At 56.6% G+C, this 19,865-nt stretch carries 17 protein-coding genes; 6 read left to right on the forward strand and 11 right to left on the reverse strand.

The genetic code is table 11. The features are described from left to right. Positions 1 to 22: 22 nt before the first annotated feature. The 3 genes from ABLO27_RS09780 to ABLO27_RS09790 all read right to left on the reverse strand — a co-directional run bounded on the left by ABLO27_RS09780 (position 23) and on the right by ABLO27_RS09790 (position 3,972). Complete coding sequence (locus ABLO27_RS09780; RefSeq protein ID WP_353032434.1) at positions 23 to 2,236, reverse strand: putative bifunctional diguanylate cyclase/phosphodiesterase; 2,214 nt, start codon at positions 2,234 to 2,236, stop codon at positions 23 to 25. Positions 2,237 to 2,637: 401 nt separating this feature from the next. Next, on the reverse strand, positions 2,638 to 3,264 hold the full coding sequence (locus ABLO27_RS09785) for a CoA transferase subunit B (protein ID WP_353032436.1): 627 nt from the start codon (positions 3,262 to 3,264) through the stop codon (positions 2,638 to 2,640). Positions 3,265 to 3,276: 12 nt separating this feature from the next. Continuing rightward, positions 3,277 to 3,972, reverse strand: coding sequence for a CoA transferase subunit A (locus tag ABLO27_RS09790; protein ID WP_352940286.1), 696 nt, complete (start codon positions 3,970 to 3,972; stop codon positions 3,277 to 3,279). Between the two features lie 304 nt (positions 3,973 to 4,276). On the opposite strand from ABLO27_RS09790, the gene ABLO27_RS09795 reads away from it, so the two are divergent. Further along, positions 4,277 to 4,522, forward strand: a complete 246-nt coding sequence (locus ABLO27_RS09795; RefSeq protein ID WP_353032438.1) for a DUF6460 domain-containing protein — start codon at positions 4,277 to 4,279, stop codon at positions 4,520 to 4,522. Positions 4,523 to 4,530: 8 nt separating this feature from the next. On the opposite strand, the gene ABLO27_RS09800 is transcribed toward ABLO27_RS09795, so the two are convergent. The 5 genes from ABLO27_RS09800 to ABLO27_RS09820 all read right to left on the reverse strand — a co-directional run bounded on the left by ABLO27_RS09800 (position 4,531) and on the right by ABLO27_RS09820 (position 10,159). Then, positions 4,531 to 5,355, reverse strand: a complete 825-nt coding sequence (locus tag ABLO27_RS09800) for an ABC transporter permease (RefSeq protein WP_353032440.1) — start codon at positions 5,353 to 5,355, stop codon at positions 4,531 to 4,533. Next, positions 5,352 to 6,281, reverse strand: a complete 930-nt coding sequence (locus ABLO27_RS09805) for an ABC transporter permease subunit (protein WP_353032442.1) — start codon at positions 6,279 to 6,281, stop codon at positions 5,352 to 5,354. The genes ABLO27_RS09800 and ABLO27_RS09805 overlap by 4 nt, the downstream gene beginning before the upstream one ends. 5 nt (positions 6,282 to 6,286) lie before the next feature. Then, the gene (locus ABLO27_RS09810) at positions 6,287 to 7,444 is read right to left on the reverse strand and encodes an ABC transporter ATP-binding protein (protein ID WP_353032444.1); all 1,158 of its coding nucleotides are present in this window, start codon (positions 7,442 to 7,444) and stop codon (positions 6,287 to 6,289) included. 78 nt (positions 7,445 to 7,522) lie between these two features. Further along, on the reverse strand, positions 7,523 to 8,617 hold the full coding sequence (locus ABLO27_RS09815) for a polyamine ABC transporter substrate-binding protein (RefSeq protein WP_353032446.1): 1,095 nt from the start codon (positions 8,615 to 8,617) through the stop codon (positions 7,523 to 7,525). Between the two features lie 153 nt (positions 8,618 to 8,770). Then, positions 8,771 to 10,159 carry a glutamine synthetase family protein gene (locus ABLO27_RS09820; protein WP_353032447.1) on the reverse strand — a complete coding sequence of 463 codons (1,389 nt, stop codon included), beginning with the start codon at positions 10,157 to 10,159 and terminating at the stop codon, positions 8,771 to 8,773. Between the two features lie 155 nt (positions 10,160 to 10,314). Between ABLO27_RS09820 and ABLO27_RS09825 the strand changes: the two genes are divergently transcribed. The 3 genes from ABLO27_RS09825 to ABLO27_RS09835 all read left to right on the forward strand — a co-directional run bounded on the left by ABLO27_RS09825 (position 10,315) and on the right by ABLO27_RS09835 (position 14,018). Continuing rightward, positions 10,315 to 11,022, forward strand: coding sequence for a GntR family transcriptional regulator (locus ABLO27_RS09825; protein ID WP_353032449.1), 708 nt, complete (start codon positions 10,315 to 10,317; stop codon positions 11,020 to 11,022). Between the two features lie 167 nt (positions 11,023 to 11,189). Then, positions 11,190 to 12,596, forward strand: a complete 1,407-nt coding sequence (locus ABLO27_RS09830) for a glutamine synthetase family protein (RefSeq protein WP_353032450.1) — start codon at positions 11,190 to 11,192, stop codon at positions 12,594 to 12,596. Between the two features lie 27 nt (positions 12,597 to 12,623). After that, positions 12,624 to 14,018 carry an aspartate aminotransferase family protein gene (locus tag ABLO27_RS09835; RefSeq protein ID WP_353032452.1) on the forward strand — a complete coding sequence of 465 codons (1,395 nt, stop codon included), beginning with the start codon at positions 12,624 to 12,626 and terminating at the stop codon, positions 14,016 to 14,018. An 83-nt stretch (positions 14,019 to 14,101) separates the two neighbouring features. Here ABLO27_RS09835 and ABLO27_RS09840 read toward each other — a convergent pair whose 3' ends face one another. From ABLO27_RS09840 to ABLO27_RS09850, 3 genes are all read right to left on the reverse strand, one after another. After that, on the reverse strand, positions 14,102 to 15,118 hold the full coding sequence (locus ABLO27_RS09840) for a HupE/UreJ family protein (RefSeq protein WP_353032454.1): 1,017 nt from the start codon (positions 15,116 to 15,118) through the stop codon (positions 14,102 to 14,104). After that, positions 15,115 to 15,954, reverse strand: coding sequence for a peptidylprolyl isomerase (locus ABLO27_RS09845; protein WP_353032456.1), 840 nt, complete (start codon positions 15,952 to 15,954; stop codon positions 15,115 to 15,117). Before ABLO27_RS09845 ends, ABLO27_RS09840 begins: the two co-directional genes overlap by 4 nt. 62 nt (positions 15,955 to 16,016) lie before the next feature. Then, complete coding sequence (locus ABLO27_RS09850) at positions 16,017 to 17,945, reverse strand: DUF3604 domain-containing protein (RefSeq protein ID WP_353032458.1); 1,929 nt, start codon at positions 17,943 to 17,945, stop codon at positions 16,017 to 16,019. A 233-nt stretch (positions 17,946 to 18,178) separates the two neighbouring features. Between ABLO27_RS09850 and ABLO27_RS09855 the strand changes: the two genes are divergently transcribed. Together ABLO27_RS09855 and ABLO27_RS09860 are read left to right on the forward strand one after the other, a co-directional pair. Continuing rightward, positions 18,179 to 18,571, forward strand: coding sequence for a YciI family protein (locus ABLO27_RS09855; protein WP_353032460.1), 393 nt, complete (start codon positions 18,179 to 18,181; stop codon positions 18,569 to 18,571). Further along, positions 18,540 to 19,814 carry an RNA polymerase sigma factor gene (locus tag ABLO27_RS09860; RefSeq protein ID WP_353032462.1) on the forward strand — a complete coding sequence of 425 codons (1,275 nt, stop codon included), beginning with the start codon at positions 18,540 to 18,542 and terminating at the stop codon, positions 19,812 to 19,814. Before ABLO27_RS09855 ends, ABLO27_RS09860 begins: the two co-directional genes overlap by 32 nt. Positions 19,815 to 19,865 lie beyond the last annotated feature (51 nt).

Here is a 19,865-nt window from a genome sequence, read left to right on the forward strand (position 1 = left end):
CAGGAAATCGGAACAGCCAGTATCAAGCGGCGGCGGTCGACTTACGATCGCCGCCGATTTTCTTGGCGCCTGAAGCGTCAACAGATTGTGGCAGGAAGGCTTTTGCCCAGGCATCGAAATGATCGGCGGGCATGGGTCTGGCAAACAGGAACCCTTGAGCAATGGTGCAGCCGTGTTCTGCAAGGAAGGCCTGCTGTTCTTCAGTCTCCACGCCTTCAGCAACGACCTCATAGTTCAGGCTCTTGGCCATTGCCAGAATGGTCTGCACGATGGAGCGGCTATGCTGATCCGTCACCAGACCGCTGACGAAGCTTCTGTCGATCTTGAAAGTATTGAACGGCAAGTGCTGCAGATGCGCCAGGCTGGAATAGCCGGTGCCGAAATCGTCAATCGCAAATGTGATCCCCGCCTCAAGCAACGGCCTGGCGGCCTCGGAAACCCCTTCAGGATCGGCCATTGCAACTGTTTCGGTGACTTCAAGCTGGAGCAGCTCCGCCGGAAAGCCGGTAAAGTCGAGAACATCCAGAACCCGCGACGTGAAGCCGGGTTTTTCCAGTTGCCGGATCGACACGTTCACTGCCAGAGGAACTCTCTGTCCATTGTCCAGCCAGTCGCGACCCTGACGGCAGGCAAGTTCCAGAACCCGGTCTCCCAGCCTGGTGATCAGGTCGCTTTCTTCAGCAACATCGATGAAACATCCCGGTGTCAGCAACCCGCGTTCAGGATGGGCCCATCTTGCCAGCACTTCTGCGCCGACAACCTTCATTGACCGGCAGTCGACTTTCGGCTGGAAGTAGATTTCGATTTCGTTTCTCAGCAGCGCTCTCTTCAATTCTGCCTCAAGGCGAATTCGTTCGCGCGAAAACGAGTCCCGCTCAATTTCGCTGTAGAAACACGCCCGATTACCTCCGGTCCGTTTGGCTGCATACATGGCAATATCGGCATTCTTCAGGATAGCCGTGTAATCCTCGCCATCATCAGGAAAAACCGAGACACCGATACTGGCCCCGACCGTCATCGTCAGGCCGTTTATCTCCAGCGGCTGTTCAACGCATTGCACCAGCTTGTCGGCAAGCGTGTACACATTGGTCATCGGCTTTTCGGCCGGGACGACAATCGCGAACTCATCACCGCCGAGCCTTGCCACTTGTGCGGTTGGCTCTGCCGGCCTGTTTCCGGGCTGCAGATCGATATTTGTCAGCCGGTCATCGGCAACAAATCCTGTACCTTCGGAAGCATTCAGCAGCCTTTGCAACCTTGCTGCAACTTCCTTGAGCAGCGCATCGCCGTGATCATGGCCATAGCTGTCATTTACCCGTTTGAACCGGTCGAGATCTACAAACAGGACCGCCATCCGGTTCGGTTGCCCATCCCTGGCGAACATGTTGCCGGTGAAGTGCTGACGAAAGCACTCCCGGTTTGGCAACCGGGTGATCGGGTCAACAAAAGCGAGTTCGTGGATCTTCGCCATGTTGTTCCGGATTGTTCCGACCATGTCCCTGTAGGCCCGCGCCAGGACACCAATTTCATCCCGTCTTGCCACCGGGAATGGCGCATCGAAATTACCGTCGCTGACGGTGTGAGCAGTCTGGGTCAATGCCTTGATCGGTCTGATGAAGTTATCGGCAATATGGAATGTTACGGGAATGCAGAAAATCAGAAGTACCAGCGTGATGACGATGTTGCGGCCCCAGATAGACAGAAGCATGCCACTGGCAGGTGCATGTTCGACAGAAACGAATGCAACGCCGAGAAGGCTGTTGTTGGCCATGTCACGTACCGGAACGGCTACCTCCACGCGGTCGCGAGACTGCCTGAGTTGTTCTTTCCCGCTTTCAAGCACCATTGCGATCAGTGGGTGCGTTTCCTGCTCGTCGAAATAGCTTGTGGTCGGATCACTGTCGATGGTGACCGTTCTGGCAGGATCGAGAACCTGTGCCAACTCGATGATGCCGCTGGCAGCAATGCTCTCCAGTTCCTGCTCCAGAATGAGGTAGTGGTGATTGGTAAGATGCGGGACGGACAGGCGGCTGACCGTGGCACCGATCGCCCTGGCGTCAGAAACGATCCGCTGCTCTTCATCGCGAAGGTCGAGATAACTCGCGACCATGATCATGACGACGGAAAGAGCCAGGAAAAGGCCGGCGACAAGCAGCATGAAGCGCGCGCGCAGACTGGGAAGCCAGGACGACAGCACTTTGATCAGCTTTGAAATTGTCCTTGGCGTTGCAGCCACGATACCCCTCCACAGAATACGGGTGGACGGTACCTGATAAGTCTTGAAGGCCGGTTGATTGTTCGGGAACTCAACAAACCGATCCCGTAAACGCTATCAAATTGCTTAGCAAGTGAAGTTGTCTGCGCGGAGTTTTGACCCGCACCAATTAAATTTCCGACTTTTCACGCGCTTTTTGACAGTCGCATTTGTTAATTTGCGACCTCCCTCCCTCGTCAATTTTATCAAAGAGTACCAATTCGGGACAAACGCGCTTTCGACAAGTTCAAGGTCGGAACCGATGGAAGTATTCCATTCTTTCCGAACGGCACCATTTGCAAGAAAAAAGGCGCCTGCAGAAATTGCAGGCGCCTTCAGACAGAACATCAAGAGTGTCTTTGAAAGCTCAGGCCTACGTGACCTCAGACGATGGTCGCGCTGGTCTTTTCCTTCACCTCGTCCAAGGTGACGTCCGGCGCAAGTTCAACGACTTTCAATCCACCTTCGACCACGTCGAAAACACCGAGGTTTGTGATGATGCGGTCAACGCATTTCACACCGGTCAGCGGCAAAGAACATTCTTTCAGAAGTTTCGGATCGCCTGCCTTGGAGGTGTGGTCCATGATCACAACGACCCGTTTCACACCGGCAACGAGGTCCATGGCGCCGCCCATGCCCTTGACCATCTTGCCCGGGATCATCCAGTTGGCCAGATCGCCGGTCTCGGCAACTTCCATCGCTCCGAGGATCGACAAATCGATGTGACCGCCGCGGATCATGCCGAAGCTGTCTGCAGAAGAGAAATAACTCGTCTGCGGCAATTCAGTGATGGTCTGTTTGCCCGCATTGATCAGGTCGGCGTCAACTTCTTCATCGGTCGGAAACGGGCCCATTCCGAGCATGCCGTTTTCGGACTGAAGGGTTACGTGCACACCTTCCGGGATGTAGTTCGACACCAGCGTCGGGATGCCGATGCCCAGGTTCACGTAGAAACCGTCTTCCAGCTCTTGCGCAGCGCGCTGAGCCATATCATCACGTGTCCAAGCCATGATGTGTTCTCCTCAGGCTGCGCGCGTGGTGCGCTTTTCAATACGTTTTTCGTGGTCGCCAACGATGATGCGGTCGACGAAAATGCCGGCTGTGTGGATGTTGTCGGCATCAAGCTCACCGACTTCAACCAGCTCTTCCACTTCCACCACGCAGATTTTGCCTGCGGTTGCCATCATCGGATTAAAGTTCCGGGCCGTCTTGCGGTAGATCAGATTGCCTTCCTTGTCGGCTTTCCAGGCTTTGACAAGCGAAACGTCGGCAACAAGGCCGGTTTCCATGATGTAGGTCTCGCCGTCGAAATCCTTGTGCTCCTTGCCTTCGGCAATCAGCGTGCCAACACCTGTCTTGGTGTAGAAGCCCGGGATACCGGCACCACCGGCACGGATGCGCTCGGCGAGCGTGCCCTGCGGGTTGAACTCCAGCTCCAGCTCACCGTTCAGGTACTGCTTCTCAAACGTGGCGTTTTCGCCGACATAGGACGATACCATTTTCTTGATCTGGCGTGTCTGCAACAGAAGACCCAGGCCAAAGTCATCCACACCCGCATTGTTGGAAATCGCGGTGATGTCTTTGGCGCCGGAATCCCGGAGCGCCACGATCAGGTTCTCCGGAATGCCGCACAGACCGAACCCGCCGGCCATGACAGTCATGCCGTCAAAGGTCAGCCCTTCCAGGGCGGCCTTTGCGTCCGGATATATTTTGTTCATGTTTCACTCCCAGTTAAGACCGCAAGATGCGTGTCGCGCACATTCGCCGCTTGTCCTGCCGCGGTCAAGACATCTTTGCCGCATTGCAGCGAAAAACATGAGCGGCTCGTCACTTAATCGATTTGGGTTGATTTTCCGACAGGGCTGAAACTTGCAAGCTGCCCTGTTTTCAGCCGGTTTTTGCAAGGATGTTTATGGTTTGTAAATTCTTAAAGCAAAGAATTAAGGCACCGTTGCAGGGCGTTGTGCGAATAGTCCCGGACGGTTTGTATTCGAATGCCAGACCTGAAAGAAACAGAGCGCCGTGTTCCCGTACCTGTCGACACTCTTCAAGATCGCAGCGATATCCCTGCTTGTCGGGGCGGGCCTCTCATTCATCAATGTGACCGCTGAAGACCTTCTGGCTTCCGTCGGTCTGAGCCCGCTCGAGTTGTGGATCTACATGCTGGAGTTTCGCGACTGGGCAATCCCGAACATGGTGCTGGGATCATTCATCGTCGTCCCGGTCTGGCTGGTCATTTATCTCTTTCGCCCACCACGGGCAGGCTGACGGCGTTCTTACCCATCAGCCCCGAAAGCCGCCCTTTCCTCGCGCTCCCTTTGAACCTGCTGTCGCTTGGTCACAATTGAAGCTGCAATCACGGCGACGGTGACCACAGCCACAAGAATGGTACAGACGGCATTGATCTCGGGCGTCACGCCAAGACGCACCTGGGAATAGATTTTCATCGGCAGGGTTGTCGCCCCCGGGCCCGTCGTGAAGCTGGCGATCACAAGATCGTCCAGAGACAGGGTGAAGGCCAGCATCCAGCCCGCAATGACGCCAGGCAAGATGATCGGCAACGTGATCAGGAAAAAGGTTTTGACCGGCGGGCACCCGAGATCTTCCGCTGCTTCCTCCATGGACTTGTCGAAACCGACAAGCCGTGACTGCACCACCACGGCGACGTAACACATGGCGAAGGTGGTATGTGCCAGCATGACCGTCCAGAACCCCCGCGCCTGATCCATGGCGACAAAGAGCAGCAACAGCGACAGCCCCAGAATAACCTCAGGCATGACAAGTGGCGCGAAGATCATTCCCGAAAACAGGGACCGGCCCATGAACCTGCCCGAGCGCACCAGAACCAGCGCAGCAAGCGTACCGAGGACGGTGGCGATTGTCGCGGACGTGAATGCGACCCTGACGGTCACCCAGGCAGCGTCAAGCAACTGCTCATTCTGAAGCAGCGAAGCGTACCACTTCGTCGAGAACCCGCCCCAGACCGTCACCAGGCGGCTGGCGTTGAAGGAGTAGATCACCAGGAGGACGATGGGCAGATACAGGAACGAAAAACCCAGGACCAGAGAGGTGATGTTGAACCAGGTCGGACCGCGCGTCATCCGTCTCTCTCCGACATTTTCTGCTGCTGGTTCTGGAAAAGCACAATCGGAATCACGAGAATCATCAGCAGAATGACCGCCACCGCCGACGAAACCGGCCAGTCGCGGTTGTTGAAGAATTCGACCCAGAGGGTCTTTCCGATCATCAGCGTGTCGGACCCGCCGAGCAGATCAGGGATCACAAATTCACCGACAGCGGGAATAAACACCAAGAAACATCCGGCAATCACGCCCGGAAGCGACAGCGGCACGGTTATCTGCCAGAAGGCTTTCCAGGGAGGGCTGCCGAGATCTTCAGCTGCTTCCAGCAAACTCCCGTCCAGGCGTTCCAGGCTTGCATAGAGCGGCAGCACCAGGAACGGCAGGTAGGAATAAACAATGCCGATATAGACCGCGATATTGGTGTTGAGGATCACGAGCGGCTGATCGATGAGCCCCAGTGTCATCAGGAACTGGTTCAACAGCCCTTCGTTTTTCAAAATGCCGATCCAGGCATAGACGCGGATCAGGAAACTGGTCCAGAACGGCAAGATGACGAGCATCAACAGTGTCGGGCGCCAGGATTTCGGGCTGCGGGCCATGCCATAGGCTATCGGATAACCGATCAGCAATGTCAGCACCGTCGAGATGGCCGCGATCATGACGGACGAAACGTAGGACTTCCAGTAAAGCGCGTCTTCCGTCAGCCAGACGTAGTTCTCGAACGAGAGCTCCGAAAGGCTTTCACGAAACGCCTGCCACCCTTCGGCGAGGTCGAAAGTCGGAATATAGGGCGGGATTGCAATCGCCACCTGCGACAGCGAAATCTTGAAGACGATCAGGAACGGTGCCAGGAAGAAGATCAGCAGCCACAGATAAGGAGCTGCGATCAGCAACTTGCCTCCGATGCTTCTCTTGGCTGGTGATGCAGCAGTCTGTTCGGCCATCGCATCTACCCCCTCAAGATGACGCCGGCGTCCCTGTCGAAGGACAGCACAACTTCATCATCCCAGGTGATGGGGTCTTCGACCATGCGCGAAACATTGGCGAACGTGGCCCGGATCGTATCATGGTCGTCTTCGCCGACCTTTGAGTGGATGATGGAGACATCGCCAAGATAGGCAATGTCCCACACCAGCCCGTTGATCCGGTTGGCAGTGCCGTTCTCTCCCCGCCCCTGCGCGATACGAACCTTCTCAGGCCGGATCGCGTACCAGACGGTGTCGCCGACACTGGCTTCCGTCGTCTGTTCACTTTCGATCAGGAAGCCGTCGGTCACGGAAATCATTTGCGTGCCGTTGCCGGATTTCCCGGCAATCTTGGCCTCAATCAGGTTCACATCGCCGATGAAGTCCGCCACGAATTTCGAATTGGGTGTTTCATAAATCTCCGCGGGTGTCGCGACCTGAACCAGCTGCCCCTTGTCCATGACAGCAATACGATCCGCGACCGTCATTGCTTCTTCCTGGTCGTGGGTCACGATCAGGAAGGTCATCTTGAGCTCTTCCTGCAGGTTCATCAGTTCGAACTGGGTTTCCTCGCGCAGCTTGCGGTCAAGCGCCCCGAGCGGTTCGTCCAGCAGCAACACTTTCGGACGCTTGGCGAGCGATCGGGCCAATGCCACGCGCTGACGCTGACCGCCTGAAAGCTGATGCGGCTTGCGCTTGGCGAACTGCTCCAGCTTGGTCAGCCGAAGCATCTCCGCAACCCTGTCCTCGATTTCGGAGGCGGGTGTCTTGTCCTGCTTCAAGCCGAAAGCGATGTTTTTCTCCACGCTCATGTGCGGAAACAAGGCGTAGGACTGGAACATCATGTTGGAAGGGCGCCGGTACGGCGGAATTCCCGCAAGGTCCTGGCCGTCGAGAAAGATCTGGCCGTAGGTTGGCGTTTCGAACCCGGCGAGCATGCGCATCAGCGTGGTCTTGCCGCAACCCGAGCCTCCGAGCAGGGCGAAGAATTCACGTTCGTAAATCTTCAGCGACAGGTCGTTGACCGCTACAAACTCACCAAACTTCTTGGTGACATTGCGGAATTCGATGAAGGGCGGATGATCCGGATTTTCCCAGGGAACAAATTCCCGGCGAACTGGTCCAATCGACTTTTTTGCCAAAACAATCTCCCACCCCTTAGAGACCTGTCATATGAAAACCGCCGGACCTGAATGGCAGGACCGGCGGTTTCCGTTAGCTTATTGACCGCTTTTCACCGCTGTCCAGGCGCGGGTGACAACCCGGTTCACCTTCGGTGGGTAGGGCGTGGTGGTGTAGAGGTTCTTGACCGTGTCCTCGGTCGGATAGATTGCCGGGTCACCAATGACGTCTTCGTTCAGCATTTCCTGAGACGCCTTGTTGCCGTTTGCGTAGTAGACGTAGTTGGAAGCCTTCGCCATCACGTCCGGACGCATGATGTAGTTCAGGAACTCGTGCGCTTCATCCTTGTGCTGTGCATCAGCCGGGATCGCCATCTGGTCGAACCACATCAAGGCGCCTTCTTTCGGGATGCTGTATTCAACGGTGACACCGTTATCGGCTTCCGCTGCACGGTCGCGCGCCTGCAGGACGTCACCAGACCAACCGACGGCAACACAGATATCGCCATTGGCGAGCGCATTGATGTATTCGGAAGAGTGGAACTTCTGAACATTCGGGCGGACCGACTTCAGCAGCTCTCCAGCCTTCTTCAGCTCTTCGGGATCCTTGCTGTCCGGGTCCATTCCAAGATAGTTCAGTGCGGCCGGGAACATCTCAGTCGGAGCATCCAGCACGAAGACGCCGCATTCCTTCAGCTTTTCGAGATTTTCGGGCTTGAACAGCAGATCCCAGCTATCAACGGGTGCATCGTCGCCAAGGGCCGCCTTGACCTTGTCGACATTGTAACCGATGCCGGTGGTCCCCCACATGTAGTTGATCGAATACTTGTTGCCCGGATCGTACTTTTCGACCCGCGCTTCGATGTCCTTCCACATGTTGGAAAGGTTGGTCAGCTTGGACTTGTCCAGTTCGGAGAAAACACCAGCCTGGATCTGGCGAGCCAGGAAGCTGCCGGTCGGAACAACAACGTCATAACCGGTTCCGCCTGCGAGCAGCTTTGTTTCCAGCACCTCGTTGCTGTCAAAGACGTCGTAGACGACCTTGATACCGGTTTCCTTGGTAAAGTCCTCGAGGATCGACTCATCGATATAGTCGGACCAGTTGTAGACATTCACGGTGCGGTCCTGGGCGAATGCCGCACCGCTCATCAGTCCCAGAGCAGCCACTCCGGTCAACAATGTTTTCACAGTCATTCTCAACTTCCCCTTTGTAGGTTTGACGGCGGCCAGTTGTCGGCCTTGTCCCTGATTGCAAACGGACATTTCCGTTTCATCAAACCTTGTGTGGTTCGAACTTTGGCGGTGGAGCCGGATTTTGTCCAGCGCCGATTTTGAGCAGATGCCACGTCACAAATATGTCTGTCGCTCGAGTGACGAGATCTCCCGCCCGAATTCGTTCAATTCCTCCCGTTTGATTTCTGTGAGCACTTTGTGCATTTCCGTTCCCACGGCCTGTTTCATCAGGCTGGAAGCCTCAAAAGCATCAATCGCTTCATCCATCCATGGGGTGAGGCGCTTGTGTTTCTTTTCATAGGCGTTGCCGGTGACAGGCGCCGGAGGATCCTTTTTCTGAACCAGGCCTTCCATCATGCCGGCCAGGATACCGGTCAGCACGAGATAGGGATTGGCATCGGCTCCGGCGATACGGTGTTCCACGCGAGCGGCCTCCGGGCTGGAGGCCGGAACGCGCAGCGCGACCGATCGGTTGTCATATCCCCAACAGATGGAAGCGGGGGCATAGGATCCGGGCTGCATGCGCCGGAAGCCGTTGAAGGTCGAGATGAACAACAGCAGCGCTTCGGGCATCGTCGTCATCAGGCCGTTGATGGCGTGGCCAAGGCGCTCCGGGCCCTTGTCCGGATCGGCAAACAAATTGCCGTTGTCATCTTCCATGGAGACGTGCACATGCATGCCATTGCCCGGCCATTCGACGAAAGGCTTGGCCATGAAAGACGCCTTCAGCTCATGCTTTCGCGCAACACCGGCAACAAGGCGTCTGAGGAGCACGACATCATCGGCCGCCAGCAGCGGATTGCGGCGGTGATGCAGGTTCAGCTCGAACTGACCCGGGGCTGCTTCCGAGACCGCAGCGTCCGCCGGAATGCCCTGTGCCTCGCACGCCTTGCGCAAGTCATCGACCACCGGAAGCAGTGCTTCCAGATCCGACAGGGCGTACATGTTCTGGCGCGCAGGTCCGAGATGGGTGGAAAACAACGGCTTTGGCTGCTCTGTCCAATCGCCCTCGCTCTCCTCGAAAAGATAGAATTCCAGCTCAAAGGCGCATGTCGCCGTGACACCGAACTCGTTCTTGAGGCGCGCCACCATGTTTTCAAGAACATGACGCGGATCGGCCAGGAAAGGCTGCCCGTCGCGGTCATACATCGAAAGCAGAACCTGCGCCGTCTTGCGATCCGTCCAGGGCACCAGCTTCAGCGTTTCGGGGATCGGCCAGCAAACACCGTCCTTGTCCCCGGTTTCGAGATGCATTCCGGTGGCCTCGACCTCCCTGCCCCAGACATCGAGGCCGAACAGGGAATAGGGAAAGGCGACGCCCTGCTCGAAGACTTTCGAGAGCGCCTTGCCGGGCAGCCACTTGCCGCGCAGGACACCGTTGGTATCCGGCAGCACGACTTCCAGGGTATCGAGATCGGGATGGGCGGCTAAAAAGGCATCAAAGTCGGACTTCCACCCGGGTTCCGCCGGATGTTCCAAGATCTGATGGGGAAGCTCGTTCATTTAACCCCTGCTTTCAGGCCGAGTGTCCGCAGTTCGCTTCTGCGACCGCGTCTCAGCTTTCTGTTTGCTTCATTTCCAAAAATGTGATCACTTTCCTGTATGCCTGTCAAGGCGGATCACGAAATTCGAGTTCAGACACCGCGAGGAAACCACTGTTGGCCGTACGGCGTTCCGCACTGAAATCCGGCCCCTCCAAGGCCTCTACGTCCACCCCCTCCTCATCACGTGGCGCGACCCGCGGACAAGTGGATACGGCCGTTCGATCCGGCCTTCTGACCGGGCGCTTCATTCCGGGAAAGGCCGTGACAATACGGGGACTTGCCGCTGAACTGGGCGTCAGCCCGATGCCGGTGCGGGAGGTCCTGCAACGGCTTGCCGCGGAGAACGCCCTGGAGGTCAAACCGAACGGCCGCATTCAAATCCCCGACATGACGCGGGGACGGTTTGACGAAGTCCTCAAAGCAAGGCTTCTGCTTGAGCCGGAATTGGCCGAATTGGCGCTTTCCAGCCTGAATTCGAGCGACGTCAAAGCTCTGACGGCGATTGATGACGACATCGATCAGCGTCTCGGCAACGGGGATGCGGAGGCCTATATGCGCCTCAATCACGCCTTTCACTTCTATATCTACCGGGCATCCGGATCCAAGGTACTCCTGCCTTTGATCGACAGTCTGTGGCTCCAATTCGCGCCGTTCATGCGTACTGTTTACGGTAGGGTCGGCACAGCCAACCTGGTTGACCAGCACAAGGAGGCCATACGCGCTATCGAGCAGCAGGACGGCCCGGCTCTTCGTGCGGCAATTACAGCGGATATAACCGACGGGATGGGGCTGCTGGGGAAGGAAATCCTGCTTAAGGCATGATCCGGTTGATCCTTTTACCTTCTCGTGTCATTTTGTGATCACAAATTTAGTATTTTGATCCGTTGCTTGCCCGATTACAATCCGAACCAGGCACGGTTGCCGTTCAGCGATGAACGGCCGACTACGGAACCCGGCATCTCATCGGTGCCAAACCCTTGGAGCTTCTCGTGACTTCTGCAACGTCAGCCGGCGACAAACAAAACCCGTTAGACAGCCTGCGTGGTGTTCCCGATGGCGATGCCGCGAGAGAATGGCTGGGCGCGCGCAACATTCAGGACATCGAGTGCATTGTTCCGGACCTTGCCGGGGTTGCCCGGGGCAAGATGATGCCGACCGAGAAGTTCTTTTCCGGTCCCGTCATGACCATGCCTGCGTCGATCTTCGCCCAGACGATATCCGGCGACTATCCGGAAGACGACGAACGCTTTCAGCACAATCCCACGGACGGCGATCTCTATTTCCGAGCCGACTACAGCACCCTCACCAGCGTTCCCTGGGAGAGCGACCCGACGGCGCAACTCATTCACGATGCCTATACAAGGCAGGGCGCGCCGGTGGAAACCGCTCCGCGCAACGTCCTGAGACGTATCCTGAAACTTTATGACGACAAGGGATGGGAACCCGTTGTTGCCCCTGAAATCGAGTTTTACCTGGTCAAGCCGAACACCGATCCGGACTATCCCTTGGAGCCGCCGACCGGACGGTCGGGTCGCCCTGAAGTGGGCCGTCAGTCCTATTCGATCTCAGCCCTCAACGAATTCGATGACCTGATCGACGACATTTACGAGCTGTCCGAAAATCAGGGGCTGGAAATCGACACCCTGATCCATGAGGAAGGCGCCGCGCAAATGGAGATCAATCTGCGTCACGGTCACCCCCTGGAGCTCGCCGACCAGGTGTTCCTGTTCAAGCGCACCATCCGCGAAGCGGCGCTGCGGCATGGCATGTACGCGACATTCATGTCGAAGCCGATGTCGAACCAGCCGGGCTCCGCCATGCATATCCATCAGTCGGTGATCGACAAGAAAACAGGGAAGAACATCTTCTCAGGCGAAAACGGAGAGGAGACGCCTGCGTTCCTGTCCTTCATTGCAGGACATCAGCAGTACCTGCCCAAGGTCACCTGCATCATGGCGCCGTTCGTGAATTCCTACAGACGCTTTTCCAAGACCTCGACCTCACCGGTCAATGTCTACTGGGGTTATGACAACCGCACCGTCGGGCTTCGTGTTCCCTATTCCAGCCCGGAAGCCCGCCGTCTGGAAAACCGGATACCGGGCTCGGACGCAAACCCCTATCTTTCCATCGCCGCAAGTCTGGCCTGCGGTTACCTGGGCATTGTCAACGGCTTGAAGCCGGACGCACCCAAAGCGGATGACTGCACCGAGCTTGCCAAATCCCTGCCTCGCGGCCTCCCCGAGGCTGTCGCGAAATTCGAGAATTCCGACGAGATGGTTGAAGTCTTCGGCGAGAAATTCGTCGCCACTTACCGTGCCATCAAGTACGAAGAATTCGAGACCTTCATGTCGGTGATCAGCCCCTGGGAGCGGGAATATCTCCTGCTCAATGTCTGATCCAATTTATCTCCTGGAGCGCATGCCATGACGGCCCATTCCAATATTTATCCAACCAAAGCCCTGCAGGAACTTGATGCCGCGCACCACTGGCATCCGTTTTCAGACATGAAATCGCTGAATGAGGAAGGCAGCCGGGTGATCACGAGCGCCGACGGTGTCTGGCTGAAGGATTCCGAAGGCAAGCGTATCCTCGACGGAATGGCTGGCCTCTGGTGTGTCCAGGTAGGCCATGGCCGCAGGGAAATTTCCGACGCCGTCTACAAGCAGATGAATGAGCTGGCCTACTACAACACGTTTTTCAAGACGACCCATCCGCCTGCGGTCGCGCTATCCGAAAAACTGGCGAAGCTCGCGCCAGACCACATCAACACCGTCTTCTATTGTTCCTCCGGCTCAGAAGCCAACGATACCGTCTTCCGCATGGTGCGCACCTACTGGGACAAGATGGGCAAGCCGGACAAGAAGGTGATTATCGGTCGCTGGAACGGCTATCACGGCTCGACACTTGCAGGAACCAGCCTCGGCGGCATGAAGGCGATGCATGCCCAGGGCGACCTGCCGGTTCAGGGGGTTCATCACATCGACCAGCCCTACTGGTTCGGTGAAGGCCACGACATGAGCCCGGAGGAATTCGGTATTGTTGCTGCCCGGAAGCTCGAACAGGCGATCGACGAGATCGGCGAAGACAAGGTTGCCGCCTTTATCGCCGAACCTATCCAGGGGGCCGGCGGAGTGATCATCCCGCCTGACACGTACTGGCCGGAAGTTCGCCGCATTCTGGAAGAACGGGATATCCTGTTTGTTTCCGACGAAGTGATTTGTGGGTTCGGCCGGCTCGGCGAATGGTTTGGATCAACTTACTACGGCATGAAGCCGGACCTGATGCCGATCGCCAAGGGTCTGACCTCGGGCTACCTGCCGATGGGCGGCGTTCTTGTTTCCGACCGGGTCGCTGAAGGTCTGATGAATTCCGGGGACGACTTCAACCACGGTTACACCTATTCCGGACACCCGGTCTGTGCAGCCGCGGCGCTTGCCAACCTTGAGATCATTGAACGCGAAAGCCTGGTCGATCGCGTCAAAAACGACATTGGCCCTTATCTGAAGGAACGTTGGCTGAAACTGGGGGATCATCCGCTTGTCGGCGAAGCTCGCATGACCGGGCTTGTCGGAGCACTGGAACTGGTTCCCGATAAAGCAGACCCGCACAAGCCGTTCCGTGATGTCGGGACCGTCGGCACGATCTGTCGTGACACATCCTTCGAAAACGGCATGGTGATGCGGGCCGTACGCGACAGCATGATCATTTCTCCGCCGCTGGTCCTCAGCCACGAGGAAGCCGATATCCTGGTCGAGACCGCGGAAAAGACGCTGAATGAAACGTTCCAGGTCCTGAAAAAGGACGGCTGGCTGGGCTAAGGCCTTTCATGAAAGGACTGGGTCACTTGTCGCGTTGAAACCAAGGATTTCAACGCGATGGGATCGGAAAAACACCTCCTCTCTCAGGAGAATGATGCGATCCGTTCGAGGAGCCAGTAACTCGACCAGCCTCCGATGAAATAGGCAAGCACCAGACTGACAGGCCGCATGTTCAGTAACGATCTGCGGTCCGCCAGCAAGGCTGACAGAAGCAGAAAGACCAATGCAGCGGCAATGATGAACGCAAGCTGCCCAGCTTCCACGCCGATGTTGAAGGCCAGAAGCGCGAGCGGAATGTCGGCTTGCGGCAATCCGATCTCTTTCAGAGCACCGGCAAATCCAAGGCCATGCAAGAGCCCGAAGGCGAAGGTCACCAGCCAGGGTGCGGATTGGGAAAGGCGCTTCGAGCCCTGTTTGCTTGCCACAATCTCGCTTGCCAGAAAGACAATCGACAGCGCAATGACCGCCTCGACCGGTGCGGCGGGCAGCGTCAGCCATCCAAGTGTAGATGCCGCCAATGTCAGACTGTGCGCGACCGTAAAAGCGGTCACGGCGCCGACCAGACGCCAGAAATCACGGATCAGGACTAGCAAGGCAAACAGGAAAAGAAGGTGATCCCAACCTTCCAGAATGTGCTCAAAGCCGAGCCAGGTGTAGGTCTCAAAGACCTGCCAGCCTGCCGGCTCTAGCGGCAACACCATTTCGGGCAGATCTGCTGTCAGCCTCAAGAAATGAGATGCCTGATCAAGGGGCGAAAACCGGACAAGAACATCCGTTTGCGTCCACTCCAGTCCGATGATGCTCAAAGGCTTTCCGAGAAGTCCTCCGTCGCACGAGGCCGTCCAGAAGGTTTCCCACGCTCCCTCCCCGCGCACCACCGGCGGTCCTGAAGACGGTGTGCAAGTTGGTGGAAGCTGCAGGTCGATCGCCATCGGCTGTCCGGCCACATCCGGTTTGCGCCAGAATATCTGCCAGCTGGTGGCATCAATCTGCTCAATCGATGCGTAACCCGGTTGGAGAGCGTGCGCTTGCACCTGGTTGGAAACGGTCAGTCCGCCAAAGGTCAGTAAAACCAACAGGAGCGACAGCAGCCGGATCATTCCACCCCCTTCTCACGGACGATCGTGTAACGGCTTCCAAGTTCTTCCAGTTGGCGGTCTTTCAGCTGGTTGTACTGGTCCAGTGACCAGTCTTCCGAGACAAATTTGCGCGCCTCTTCAAATGTCAGATGCCGGGGAGCTTGCCGGTCGAGTATCCGGACAAGGTGATATCCGTATCCGGACTTGAACGGACCCTGCCAGTCTTTCCCCTCCAGGGCGATCAGGCTGTCGAAGACACCCTCTCCGAAAATTCCATCCACTTTCGCCGGAGCGGACCGGCCAAGGGAAAACGGCAACAGCGTTCGATTGCCCAGCTCCTCTGCCGGGCTTCCTGCCCTGAGTGCAGCTTGAATTTCTTCGACCTGCGCTTCATCCGTGGTCCGGCCGAGATAAATCTGTTCGAAGGCAACACGACCTGGCTGAACGTATTTCTTCTGGTTATCCAGGAAAAACGCTTCGAGCTCCGCTTCTGCGGGTGTCTTGGATCTTGCCGCTGATGCCGCCAGAAATTCCATCTTCTGGACAAGGCGCCGACGCAATACCGCGTCATCCTGATCGAGGCCAAGCCTTATCGCCTCGCGAACGAGCACCTCTTCACGAATAAAATTCTCGATGAGTGCCTGTTGCTCGTCAGACGTTGGGGGCCGTTGCCAGATCGCCTCGAACTCCGTTTTCATCCGGTCGAATTGAAGTCGAGATACCAGGATCTCGCTGTCCGGCTTTCCCCCACCGCCTGACGCGTAAGGCGACACAAGATCGTAGAGTGCAAAGATGCAGGCCCCAAGCACCAGGAAGTGCAACAAAGGTTGGCGCATCAAGCGGTAAAGCGTCAACAAGGACAGATCCCGGGTTCTTCAATGGCGGGTGGAGAAAGTCTTCACCTTCTCGCCACTATCGGTCAAGTATCCGGCGTGTACCAGATCGGCGAAGTATAGGCGCGTTCCTGCTGGCTGGTCGGGGCACCTTCCGGAATTTCAACGCCATACCGGAATGCATCATAGAGATACCAGGGCGGTGTCGGGATCTCCAGAACGCGGGCGTAGTAGAACGCCCTTTGGTTTTCGTCAAAATCCGGATCGCTCCAGATCGTTGCCAGCTCCGAGGCGCCAATCGAGTTGGTCCAACTTGCGTTGGCAACATCCACTGTGTTGCCGACGAGGGGCACCTTGCCGTTGTCATCCACCTTGCGGTCATCGGACCAGGCAACGTCATAGACCTTTTCCTGCGTGTTGCCGTCGGCATCCACCCAACCCTTGACGATCTGGATCCGGTCAAGATTGGCACCAACCGAATCTCTCAAGGCATAGACCATGAATGAAGGAGCTGTCGCTCCCTCGGTTTTCGGCATCAGGTCACCTCCCATTGGCACACCTTTGCGATAACCCAACAGTGCCGGATTGCGTGTATCCATATCCTCTTCGGCAAATTCCCATCCGCCGAAAAACCGCACCATCATGCGTGGCCCGGTGGTTGCATAGACTTCCTTGCGCTGCATGGCGTCGAAGATGGATTCACGCGTGTTCTCTCGCGCCCAGACACCGGTGATGCCGGCCGACACCATCTGCCAGGCAAACAGTTCACCCTTGTCCGTTTTGACAAATGGATGCGTCAGGCGTTCAGCGGACGGCTCATAGCCTGAATGTTTTCCGAAGAAGTTTTCTTCCTCGAATGTTGCCAGTCCTGTGTGACTGTCAGTGGCGCCTGAGAAGCCGAATTTATACGGATTGGTGCCAAATTTCTCTTCAAGCAGCATACCGTTCTTGAGCGCCTCGCGCGCATATTCACCGGCAAGCATGTCATTGGTCTTGGCGACCGTGAGGTCCAGATTGCCTTTGTCCCAATTGTAATAGTCGGCAAACTCGTCGTTTGGCGACAGGAACGGATGCGCCTCGCCATCGCCCTTGATCTGGGTGATTTCATAGAGCGGCTCCCATTTGCCGCGCTGCTCGACGTAATCCTTATCGATTTGCTTGCCGGTGTACTGCGCATCGACTGGAAACATGATGCCGTTGGAAAGATTGCCATTGTGGGCCAAAGCCAACACCGCGCCATTGGTCTTGTCTTCGTAGGCCTGCATCCACTTGTAAAGATCGAGCGGATCAGGGCTGCCGAAGGGAGGCGTCATGGTGAAAGGAACCACCTGCCCTGCCCGTTCCGCGCCATCGCGGAAAATCACGTTGCGGTGGAGGTTGTTGCCCTTGATCAGCGAGGTCCATTCAAAACCGATCATTGCCGTAAAGCGGCCCGGTTCATTGAATGCGTCCGCGACCTTCAGGTTGTCCGTCCAGATTGACGCAAACCGGCGGGCACCGGGTTGATACTGGGCGAAAAGCTCCGGATTGACATTTCCCTGGCTGAATTGGGTGATCAGATCGATGGTTGTTTCGACCGCCGTCTGCCCGCCGGCGCGATAACCGTCAGACCATCGCCGTCCCTGCTCATATTTGGTAACGCTCGGGGACGCATCGAGGATATCGGTTATCAGCCCCATTCCATCGGAATGTTCTGTGATGACCAGCCAGTCCAGCGGTCGGTAGAGGCGAACCGGTTGTCCGGACGAGGCCATGATCTCTTCGCCGCGTGCAAAGCGCCAGGCCTGTTCCTGAGTAATTCGAGCGCCAAACCCACCGGCGTCCATGGATTGGCCGGTGTGTAGATGTGTGTCCCCCCAAAGCGGGTGTTCAGGGAAGTTCCGACCGGCATATGGGGAATACGCCTCTCCCGGATAAACATCGCGGAGCTGATCTTCGTTTATGTCAAACTCTTGTGCTGAAGCTATTGAGCAGGAAAAGAAAAATGTCAGGCTTGCCAGAAAAACGGAGCGCATAATAACCTCCTGAGCGCATGACCCTGAGCAAAGTAATGCACGAATGCCGCAATGATCACAGTTGTAAAAAGTGCCGCTACGTTAAGAAAGTGAACTCAAACTTTCAACGCCGACGAAAGGCTAAATGACGACCGATCAAAAACTGACGGCCTTTTTTGTTTCTTGGCCTGTCGGTTAAGCTGCTTTCAAAACGTTCCTTGGGCAACACGCGAAAGGAACCGGAGGATCTGAAGATGCTGTTTTCTGTTTTGATTTACGCCAGCGAGGATTTCATTGATGCGCTCTCGCCCGAGGAGCATCAGGAAATGATGAAGAAGCATGGCGCCTTTCATGAAGATACCAAGACAAACAAGAATTTTGCGGCGGCAACGAAACTGATGTCGACGGGAACAGCCGTCACGATCAACAGGGACAGTGACGAGTTCGTCGTCATGGACGGTCCCTTCGCCGAGACAAAAGAGCAGTTCATGGGCTTTTACCTGATTGATTGCACCAATCTGGAAGAAGCAATAGAGAAAGTAAAAATCCTGCCGCTCGACCATGGACGCATCGAAATCCGGCCGGTTGAATATTTCGAAGGGGCAGATTTCAACAATGCAGAGCGCCTGGTTATCAACGCATCTTAGAGCAGCCCGTCCGCGGGTTCTGGCAGCGCTCAATCGGGCCTTCGGCGATATCGACCTGGCAGAGGATGCGTTTCAGGAAGCCTCTCTCAAGGCACTGAAATCCTGGCAACAGGACGCGTTTCCCAAGGACCCGGCTGCCTGGTTGATCGTTGCCGGGCGCAATGCCGGTATCGATGCCTTTCGCAAGAAGAGCCGGGAAACGCTTTCAGCACCTGAGGATCTGGAACAGGCCTTTGAAGGCACCCATCCGGAAGACGAGCTGACCCGATCTCTTGACCAGTCCGTCTATCGCGACGACATCCTGCGGCTTCTGTTCACGTGCTGTCATCCGGTCCTGCGGCGCGAGCAGCAGATTGCGCTCTCGTTGAAGATTGTTGCCGGCCTGTCGGTCGACGAAATTGCCCGAGCCTTTCTCGTGCAGCCCAAAACCATGGAACAGCGCATTACCCGCGCCAAGAAGAGGCTGCAGGCAGCCAAACTTCCTTACGAGGAACCTGACGCCAAGGCCAGGACGGAACGCTTTTCTGCGGTGGCCAATGCGATCTATCTGGTTTTCAACGAGGGATATTCCGCGTCGCAGGGCCCTGAACTCATCCGGGGAACTCTTTGCGAAGAAGCCATCCGGCTCGCCCGCCTTCTGGTCCGCCTTTATCCGGAAGAACCGGAGCTGCGCGGACTTCTGGCATTGTGCCTGATCCAGCATTCCAGGCGGCACGCCAGGCTGAACTCCAATGGCGAAGCGGTTACCCTGGAAGATCAGGACAGAACTGTCTGGGACCGGAAGCTGATCGCGGAAGGCAATATTCTTCTGGAAGCTGCACTGCGCCGGGCCACCCCCGGCCCCTTTCAGATCGAGGCAGCAATTGCGGCAACGCATACGAGATCGACACGGTACGAAGAAACCGACTGGATGGAGATCGATCGGCTCTATCGCGCCCTCGAAGTTATCAGGCCGACACCGGTCGTCGCGCTCAATCGGATCGTGGTCCTGGCCAAGCTGAGCGGTCCGCTTGACGCGCTCGAGCAACTCAAGCGGCTGGAGACACCGTTACAGCGCTATGCCAGTTATCACGCAGTAAAAGGTTCCTTCCTGGCTGAACTCGGCAAAACGGAAGAAGCAAGGCAAGCTTTTGGGAAAGCACTCGACCATTCCGGGACCGACGCCGAACGGCGCCACGTTCAGAAAGTTCTGTCGAAACTGGACGATGCAGACCTGTTGCCCAACTCGGGAAAGCGGTCATGATTTGCTCGTCTTCTGAATTTTGACGCTTTCGATGTCCGCCTAAATATGTTT

Origin of the sequence: Roseibium sp. SCP15 (genome assembly GCF_040329435.1) — a bacterium.
Lineage (GTDB): Bacteria > Pseudomonadota > Alphaproteobacteria > Rhizobiales > Stappiaceae > Roseibium.

Coding starts and splice junctions, on each gene's coding strand:
- ABLO27_RS09840 (WP_353032454.1), bottom strand. CDS start 15,118: ATGATCCGGCTGCTGTCGCTCCTGTTGGTTTTACTGACCTTTGGCGGA.
- ABLO27_RS09805 (WP_353032442.1), bottom strand. CDS start 6,281: ATGGCCGAACAGACTGCTGCATCACCAGCCAAGAGAAGCATCGGAGGC.
- ABLO27_RS09785 (WP_353032436.1), bottom strand. CDS start 3,264: ATGGCTTGGACACGTGATGATATGGCTCAGCGCGCTGCGCAAGAGCTG.
- ABLO27_RS09815 (WP_353032446.1), bottom strand. CDS start 8,617: ATGACTGTGAAAACATTGTTGACCGGAGTGGCTGCTCTGGGACTGATG.
- ABLO27_RS09855 (WP_353032460.1), top strand. CDS start 18,179: ATGCTGTTTTCTGTTTTGATTTACGCCAGCGAGGATTTCATTGATGCG.
- ABLO27_RS09835 (WP_353032452.1), top strand. CDS start 12,624: ATGACGGCCCATTCCAATATTTATCCAACCAAAGCCCTGCAGGAACTT.
- ABLO27_RS09850 (WP_353032458.1), bottom strand. CDS start 17,945: ATGCGCTCCGTTTTTCTGGCAAGCCTGACATTTTTCTTTTCCTGCTCA.
- ABLO27_RS09820 (WP_353032447.1), bottom strand. CDS start 10,159: ATGAACGAGCTTCCCCATCAGATCTTGGAACATCCGGCGGAACCCGGG.
- ABLO27_RS09860 (WP_353032462.1), top strand. CDS start 18,540: ATGCAGAGCGCCTGGTTATCAACGCATCTTAGAGCAGCCCGTCCGCGG.
- ABLO27_RS09800 (WP_353032440.1), bottom strand. CDS start 5,355: ATGACGCGCGGTCCGACCTGGTTCAACATCACCTCTCTGGTCCTGGGT.
- ABLO27_RS09790 (WP_352940286.1), bottom strand. CDS start 3,972: ATGAACAAAATATATCCGGACGCAAAGGCCGCCCTGGAAGGGCTGACC.